The organism is Limnohabitans sp. 2KL-17, assembly GCF_003063415.1.
Taxonomy (GTDB): Bacteria; Pseudomonadota; Gammaproteobacteria; order Burkholderiales; family Burkholderiaceae_C; genus Limnohabitans_A.
On record NZ_NESK01000053.1, the window covers coordinates 1 to 6084 of the forward strand.

The 6084-nt window shown below is 57.1% G+C and carries 9 protein-coding genes and 1 tRNA gene; 8 read left to right on the forward strand and 2 right to left on the reverse strand.

Annotation, left to right across the window (positions count from 1 at the left end; genetic code table 11):
* Positions 1-472 precede the first annotated feature (472 nt).
* Positions 473-594 (reverse strand) — tRNA-His (locus B9Z45_RS17090).
* An 89-nt stretch (positions 595-683) separates the two neighbouring features.
* On the opposite strand from B9Z45_RS17090, the gene B9Z45_RS16335 reads away from it, so the two are divergent.
* From B9Z45_RS16335 to B9Z45_RS16360, 8 genes are all read left to right on the forward strand, one after another.
* Entirely contained in the window at positions 684-2027 is a 1344-nt protein-coding gene (locus tag B9Z45_RS16335) for an integrase family protein (RefSeq protein WP_108408264.1), read from the forward strand.
* Between the two features lie 38 nt (positions 2028-2065).
* Positions 2066-2344 (forward strand): type II toxin-antitoxin system RelE/ParE family toxin, encoded by a 279-nt coding sequence (locus B9Z45_RS16340; protein ID WP_108408258.1) that lies wholly within the window; start codon positions 2066-2068, stop codon positions 2342-2344.
* Positions 2345-2354: 10 nt separating this feature from the next.
* Positions 2355-2669 (forward strand): HigA family addiction module antitoxin, encoded by a 315-nt coding sequence (locus tag B9Z45_RS16345; protein ID WP_108408259.1) that lies wholly within the window; start codon positions 2355-2357, stop codon positions 2667-2669.
* A gap of 71 nt (positions 2670-2740) precedes the next feature.
* Positions 2741-3019, forward strand: coding sequence for a hypothetical protein (locus B9Z45_RS16965; protein ID WP_146180952.1), 279 nt, complete (start codon positions 2741-2743; stop codon positions 3017-3019).
* Between the two features lie 53 nt (positions 3020-3072).
* A complete protein-coding gene (locus B9Z45_RS16970; RefSeq protein ID WP_146180953.1) occupies positions 3073-3252 on the forward strand; it encodes a hypothetical protein in 180 nt (59 codons plus the stop codon).
* Positions 3253-3258: 6 nt separating this feature from the next.
* Entirely contained in the window at positions 3259-4029 is a 771-nt protein-coding gene (locus B9Z45_RS16350) for a hypothetical protein (RefSeq protein ID WP_108408260.1), read from the forward strand.
* A 73-nt stretch (positions 4030-4102) separates the two neighbouring features.
* Positions 4103-4315, forward strand: coding sequence for a hypothetical protein (locus B9Z45_RS16355; RefSeq protein ID WP_108408261.1), 213 nt, complete (start codon positions 4103-4105; stop codon positions 4313-4315).
* Positions 4312-4548, forward strand: a complete 237-nt coding sequence (locus B9Z45_RS16360) for a hypothetical protein (RefSeq protein ID WP_108408262.1) — start codon at positions 4312-4314, stop codon at positions 4546-4548. Before B9Z45_RS16355 ends, B9Z45_RS16360 begins: the two co-directional genes overlap by 4 nt.
* A gap of 122 nt (positions 4549-4670) precedes the next feature.
* On the opposite strand, the gene B9Z45_RS16365 is transcribed toward B9Z45_RS16360, so the two are convergent.
* Positions 4671-5768, reverse strand: coding sequence for a DNA-binding protein (locus tag B9Z45_RS16365; protein ID WP_108408263.1), 1098 nt, complete (start codon positions 5766-5768; stop codon positions 4671-4673).
* Positions 5769-6084: the final 316 nt, after the last annotated feature.

Consider the following 6084-nt stretch of genomic DNA (forward strand, 5'->3'; position numbering starts at 1 on the left):
GGAAGTCAGGATTGAGATTGAGCCTGCAATACAAAAGGCAAAAAGCGGGGCAGCGCCGACCAGCTGCGAGAAGTTGAGTGCAACTTAAACTGCCATCAAGGCTGTCCTGACTTTGGGGTCCACTTCACCCGCCACCAAGCAGCGCACCCAAATAATTGCCCGCACTCATTTTTGCCTCGCGTTCACTTCGCTTTTACATAACGCCGCATTACCCTCAGTGCCCGGCAGTCGCTGCGCTAAAGCTCCGCTTGGTGCCGGTCACCGCTTCGCGCCCTTATGGTTGTCGTGGCACTGTGGCATTGGTCAGGCGCAGCACGCAGTGTGCTTGGTCAGTGGCCTTCGGCCAGTTATCTTGTGAGTGCCCCGCCCACCCTGTGCCCACGCCGCCTGACGGCGGCGTTACAGCGCAGGTATAGCGCTAAAAGAAAAAAAACCTGCTACTTATTCAATAGCAGGCTTTCCTTATTTTTCTTGGGGTGGCTGATGGGGCTCGAACCCACGACAACAGGAATCACAATCCTGACTTTGAACTATTTGCCAGTGTTGATTAGGGTGGATATAATCAATACAAATCAACAACTTAGGGAAAACCACTGGACAAAGATTCAGTCTCAAATGTTGATTGATATTCCCCAAAATACGGGGTTTTTGGCTACATGGTGGCTACACGGGAGTTTCCGAGCATGGCAAGACCGAGCAAATCCACACCGCTGGACCTGACCCAGACCCACGACCTGACCGTTGGCACCATCGAGCGCCTGACCTGCCCGGAGGGTAAGGCCCAAGCCTTTTTGCGTGACAGCAAAGCCCCTGCGCTGCGCGTGAGGGTCACCCCTGCTGGAGCCAAGTCATTTGTTTTCGAAGCCAAGTTAAACCGCCAAACCGTGCGCCGCACCATTGGCGATGTGCGAAGCTGGACCATTGAAGCCGCCCGTACTGAGGCCAACAAGCTGCGCGTGACCCTTGACCAAGGCGATGACCCCCGCGAGTTGCAGCGCCAACGTGAGGCCCAACAAGCCGCAAAGATGACAGCCAACAAGGTGCAAGCCCTGACCGTGGGCGAAGTCTGGACCGACTACCTTGAACAGCGCCGCCCGTTTTGGGGTGCCTTGCACTATCGCGACCACCTAGACAAAGCCAAAGCCGGGGGGCAAGCATCCCAAAAGCGTGGCGGCAAGTTCGCCCTGACCCAGCCGGGGCCGCTGGCCAGCCTGATGCCGCTTCGCATGGTGGACCTGACCCCTGAACGCATCGAGGCATGGGCAGCGATGGAAGGCCAAACCCGCCCGTCATCTGCAAGGCTTGCATGGCGACTGCTGACCGTGTTCCTGACGTGGTGCGCTGAACAACCCGAATACGCCGCGCTGGTGCCCGCCAAGAACCCCGCCAAGACCAAGAAGGCCCGTGAAGCATTGGGCAAAGCTGGCACCAAGACCGACAACCTGCAAAAAGGCCAACTGAGCGCATGGTTTGCCGCCGTCAAGCAACTGCCTAACCCCACCATTGCCGCCTGCCTGCAAATCATGCTGCTGACCGGGGCAAGACCCGGCGAGGTGTTGGGCCTGCGCTGGGAGGATGTGAACACCCAATGGGCTGGAATTTCCATCCGCGACAAGGTGGAGGGCACCCGCGAAATCCCCCTGACCCCATACGTGGCGCACCTGCTGGCCAGTTTGCCGCGCCGTAATGAATGGGTTTTCTCAAGCCCCACCAGCGCCAGCGGCTGCCTGACCGAACCCAACACGCCACACCACCGCGCCTGCAAGGTGGCTGGGCTGGATGGCCTGACCCTGCACGGGCTGCGCCGTTCATTCAAAAGCCTGACCGAGTGGCTGGAAGTGCCCGTGGGAATCGTTGCCCAAATCCAAGGCCACAAACCCAGCGCCACCGCTGAAAAACATTACACCGTGCGCCCGCTGGAACTGCTGGCGCTGCACCACGGCCGCATCGAGGCGTGGATTCTGGAACAGGCCGGGATTGTGTTTGATGCCCAAGCCGAACCGGGAAAACTTCGCGTGGTGGCTTGACAGATTGCAAAGCGTAACGCCACACGATACAATTAATCATGATTAAGTCATTCGCCCACAAAGGGCTACAAGCCTTTTTTGAGCGAGGCACAAAAGCGGGTATCCGGCCAGACCATGCGGCAAAGCTGGGCCGTTTGCTGGCGCGTTTAGACGTGGCCACTTGCGACCGCGATATGAACGTGCCGGGCTGGGGCTTGCACCCGCTGACTGGCGACTTGAAGGACCATTGGGCGGTATCGGTCAACGGCAACTGGCGAATGACTTTTACCTTCGAAGGCACAGACGCTGTGCTGGTCGATTACATGGACTACCACTAGGAGTAAGGCGATGACCCGCATGAATAACCCACCCCACCCCGGCCTAACGCTGCGCGATGACGTGCTGCCCACATTGGGGCTAGGCGTAACCCAAGCCGCCGAACAATTGGGCGTGTCCCGTGTCGCGTTGTCGCGCATGTTGAATGGCCGCGCCGCCATATCGCCCGACATGGCCCTGCGCTTAGAGGCATGGCTGGGCGTCGAGCGTGGAGGCGATGCCCGCGTGTGGCTGGCCGAACAAAGCGCCTATGACGTGTGGCAGGCCCAACAGCGATTCAAGACTGCGCCCATGCGCGTCAAGCCTGCGCCAGCGATGGCCGCCTGAACCGTTTTGCCCAAGCTAGGCCCGATTGCAACCCGGGCCGAAAAAACAGACACATTAAATGACTTCACGCCATGAATAAATTAAATGACTTGTGCGACAGATTTTGGTTTGCTTGGGATATGAATTCGGATGGTTTGGTGACCATTACGGATGTGGCAAGTTGGTTTGAGCAAGTCTTTTATTTGCCCGCACTCAGTGCGGCTTGGCTCATATCAGACATTCCGGGATTGGCTACATTTTTTGAAATGCGATGCGAAACCGGAACCTCTTGGGGCGGCGCAATCTTTTCAGTGATGATGTGGGCATGGTCCATAGAGCGCCTATCCAAGTATTTCAAAGAGCAGTTCTAAAGATTTTTTCTGGCGCCAGCACAAGGATGGTCGTTTTTCAAAAGGAAAAAAACATGATTCGTGAATTTTTATTTCGGGCCTATTGTGTTGCCTTTATAGGAAGCTTGATTCTTGCAGTTGGGGCTGGGTTAGCTAAAGGGGAATTTTTTACAGGGGTTGGTTTTGGGCTTGCTGTTTCAGCTTTTTGGCTTGTAATTGGGTGGATTTGCCAGCCTCTTTTTAGAGGCAGGTAAAGAGCCATGAGTGCTGTGCCAACAGTTGAAGTCGAACCATGCCCGCTTGAAGTGCCCGCCGCCCTGCTGGCGCTGGACTCGGTCACCACCGTAACCACCTTGCGGCACTGGTTTGACTTTGCCATTGAAGAAACGACCAATGCAGGACTACTCAAGTCCGAAATCAAACAGCGAATCAAAGACCAAGCTGCTGGACTGTTTTCCATTGACGAAGCCGCTTGCATTGCCGCTGATGCCATTGGGATTGACCGCATTGAGCGCAAACAAACCCGTCAAGCGATTTGGAAGGCGATTGATGACGGGGCAATAGTGCCATTGTGGGACAAGGCCCGAACGCCTTTACCCTTGCCACTGGAAGGCACGCACAAAAGATTGGCACTGGTGAGTGCGAATGAGCTTGCAAATCTGTTTGAAGCATGGCCGTTAAAGCCTGCGCCACAACCAGCGCCAGCACCAACAACGCCCCAAATAACAGCGCCAGTTGTAGAGGCCATGCGACACATTACAAGGGACTCGCGCCGTAGCACTCTGCAACCTGTAATTGAGCACGCTCAAAGCCTGTGCAAAGACCCATGGGACACAGCTGAAGTGTGGGGGCAACTCCATACCCTTACCGCCCAAAAGTACACCGTTCTGCTGCACTTGGAAGATAACGCTGTGGTCTACACGGACGGCGATAACACCAAAAAACTGACACGAAAAAAACTTGGCGGACGACTCGTTACAGCCAAAAAAAAAGCTGGGCTTTACGGTTTAAGACTGACTAAGGCGGTTTAAGGCGGACATGCCTTCACGCCACTTCAGCAGGAAACGACATTGCAGTCACCGCAACAAACCTAAGGGGTTTTCGATGACTGCAAAAACTTTTCAACCCGTACCACTCGCGCAAGAAACCCGCGCCGCGCTGCCCACACCTGAGGCCGCATTTCACCTGAATCGGGCACCGCAGACACTTCGCCTGTGGTCCATGCGAAATGATGGCCCTGTCAAATGCCTGCGCGTGGGTGGCCGCTTGGCATGGCCTGTGGCCGATATTAAGCGCCTGATGGGGGTGTCAGCATGAGCACGAAGAAACCACCAGAAATGGCAAGCGACCTGCACCGCATGAACAACAAGTACTCATGCAGGTTTGCCATCAAAGGCGAGCAATTTTCGTGCGCGTGGTATCCAACGATGCCAAGCCCCGAACGCCTGCTCCGCATCGTTGAAACGGGCAAATACCATGCTGCCCGTCATATTTTCTTGACCGAGATGGCCGCCCGAATTGGTGGCGCTGTGGTTTGTTTGGAATTGTGAGGGTGCGCAAATGAACACCCGACTTCGCACCAATAAAAGCAAATCCCCGGACCGCGCCAACGAACCGGGGATTTTCAGACAAAGGCTAAATGAGCCCATCCCCTCGAAAAGGTAAAACGAGCTTAAGTCCCTGTCTCCGTTGATTTTTTTGACTCCATCTTCGCTGGTCGAACGGCCCCTTCAGCCGGGTTCGTAACCACATCAGTATCAGGCGCCGTCGCACTGAAGCGCTCCAGCATGCTGGCCACGACCTGCTCCTGCGCCGTGACGGATGACCTCGCCGTCGCCAACGCCAGTTCCAGCTGTTGCTTCGCGGTGAGCACCTCGTCGACCTTGGCGAGCAACTCCTTGTTCGAGGTGCTGAGCTGCTGGACGGCCGCGTCCTGCTCGACCAGGCGCCGGCCCAATTCCTCGGCGCGCCGCTGCGCAAACCCCAGTTCCTCCTTCAGCGGTCGCAGGCCCCGCACCTCTTCCTGGACCTGGTGCAGATCGCCCTGGGCGCGCGACAGGTCGCCCAGCAGGCGCGCGTTGTCCTGAAGGGTGTGAACGGCTTCCTGCTGCTTGGTGGCCAAGGTCTCATTCACGGTGCGCAACTCGGCCTGCAGGTACTGCACCTGCTGCTCGTGTTTGCGCTGATCCTGGTCGCGCTGCTCCTTGGTGGATTGCCGGAAATGCTCCAGCGCCTGGCGCGCATGCTGGTGCTTTTCTTCCAGGGATTGGCGATGGCGTTCTTCGGCCGCGATGCGCTCTTGCAGATCGGCCACCTGCTGCGTGAGCTGGATGCAGTCCGAGGTCTTGCTGCTTAGCGCTGCGCTGGTTTTGCCGTGGGCGGCCTTTTCGTCGGCCAGGGCCCACTGGGTCTGCTCCAGCTGCTGGCGCGCGGCCTGCGCCTCGGTTTTCAGGGCCGCGGCGGCTTGCTGCTGCTGGGTCAGCTGCTCGGCGTGCCTGGCCTGCGCCGCGGTGACTCGCTCTTCCGCTTCCTCGTTGACGCGGGCGGCCAGGCGGCCCACCAGGTCCTGGATGGCCTCGCTGACGGCCACCCGGCTTCCGGTGGCCGGCCCTTCCTCCTCTTCGATCTCCTTCAGGTAGCGGTGGATCGTGGTTTTGGAGCCGCTGCCCAGCTCTTCGCGCACCGCGTCGATGGACGGATTGCGCCCCGTGGCCAGCAATTTATCGCGTGCGCGCAGCACTTCAGACTTGTAAATCCCGGCTCTGGCCATGGCTCGCCTCTTTATATCGTACTATAGTATGTACCATGATAGTACATACTATTTTTACCGTCAATAAATTTAATCTCTTCTAAACTCTAACATTGGGTAATAGTGGATTATCCAATGTGAGGCCGATTTTTGATGGTTTCTGCCGTGGTGCTGGTACGGGGCCAGTCTAAAGTCGATTTGGCGCCATAACAGGCTGCTGAAATACTCCCATGTTTAGGTCCACGCCGAGCCCCTGAGAAACGTTAATTGTTGAGCAACTACACGGACACATGATGCGCGGCGCTGACACCTTCACCGAGAGCCTTTTCACGATGCG

What these genes read in the sequence shown, in the direction of transcription:
- B9Z45_RS16355 (WP_108408261.1), top strand. Translation starts at nt 4,103, where the DNA reads ATGACTGCAAAAACTTTTCAACCCGTACCACTCGCGCAAGAAACCCGC.
- B9Z45_RS16335 (WP_108408264.1), top strand. Translation starts at nt 684, where the DNA reads ATGGCAAGACCGAGCAAATCCACACCGCTGGACCTGACCCAGACCCAC.
- B9Z45_RS16965 (WP_146180952.1), top strand. Translation starts at nt 2,741, where the DNA reads ATGAATAAATTAAATGACTTGTGCGACAGATTTTGGTTTGCTTGGGAT.
- B9Z45_RS16345 (WP_108408259.1), top strand. Translation starts at nt 2,355, where the DNA reads ATGACCCGCATGAATAACCCACCCCACCCCGGCCTAACGCTGCGCGAT.
- B9Z45_RS16970 (WP_146180953.1), top strand. Translation starts at nt 3,073, where the DNA reads ATGATTCGTGAATTTTTATTTCGGGCCTATTGTGTTGCCTTTATAGGA.
- B9Z45_RS16360 (WP_108408262.1), top strand. Translation starts at nt 4,312, where the DNA reads ATGAGCACGAAGAAACCACCAGAAATGGCAAGCGACCTGCACCGCATG.
- B9Z45_RS16365 (WP_108408263.1), bottom strand. Translation starts at nt 5,768, where the DNA reads ATGGCCAGAGCCGGGATTTACAAGTCTGAAGTGCTGCGCGCACGCGAT.
- B9Z45_RS16350 (WP_108408260.1), top strand. Translation starts at nt 3,259, where the DNA reads ATGAGTGCTGTGCCAACAGTTGAAGTCGAACCATGCCCGCTTGAAGTG.
- B9Z45_RS16340 (WP_108408258.1), top strand. Translation starts at nt 2,066, where the DNA reads ATGATTAAGTCATTCGCCCACAAAGGGCTACAAGCCTTTTTTGAGCGA.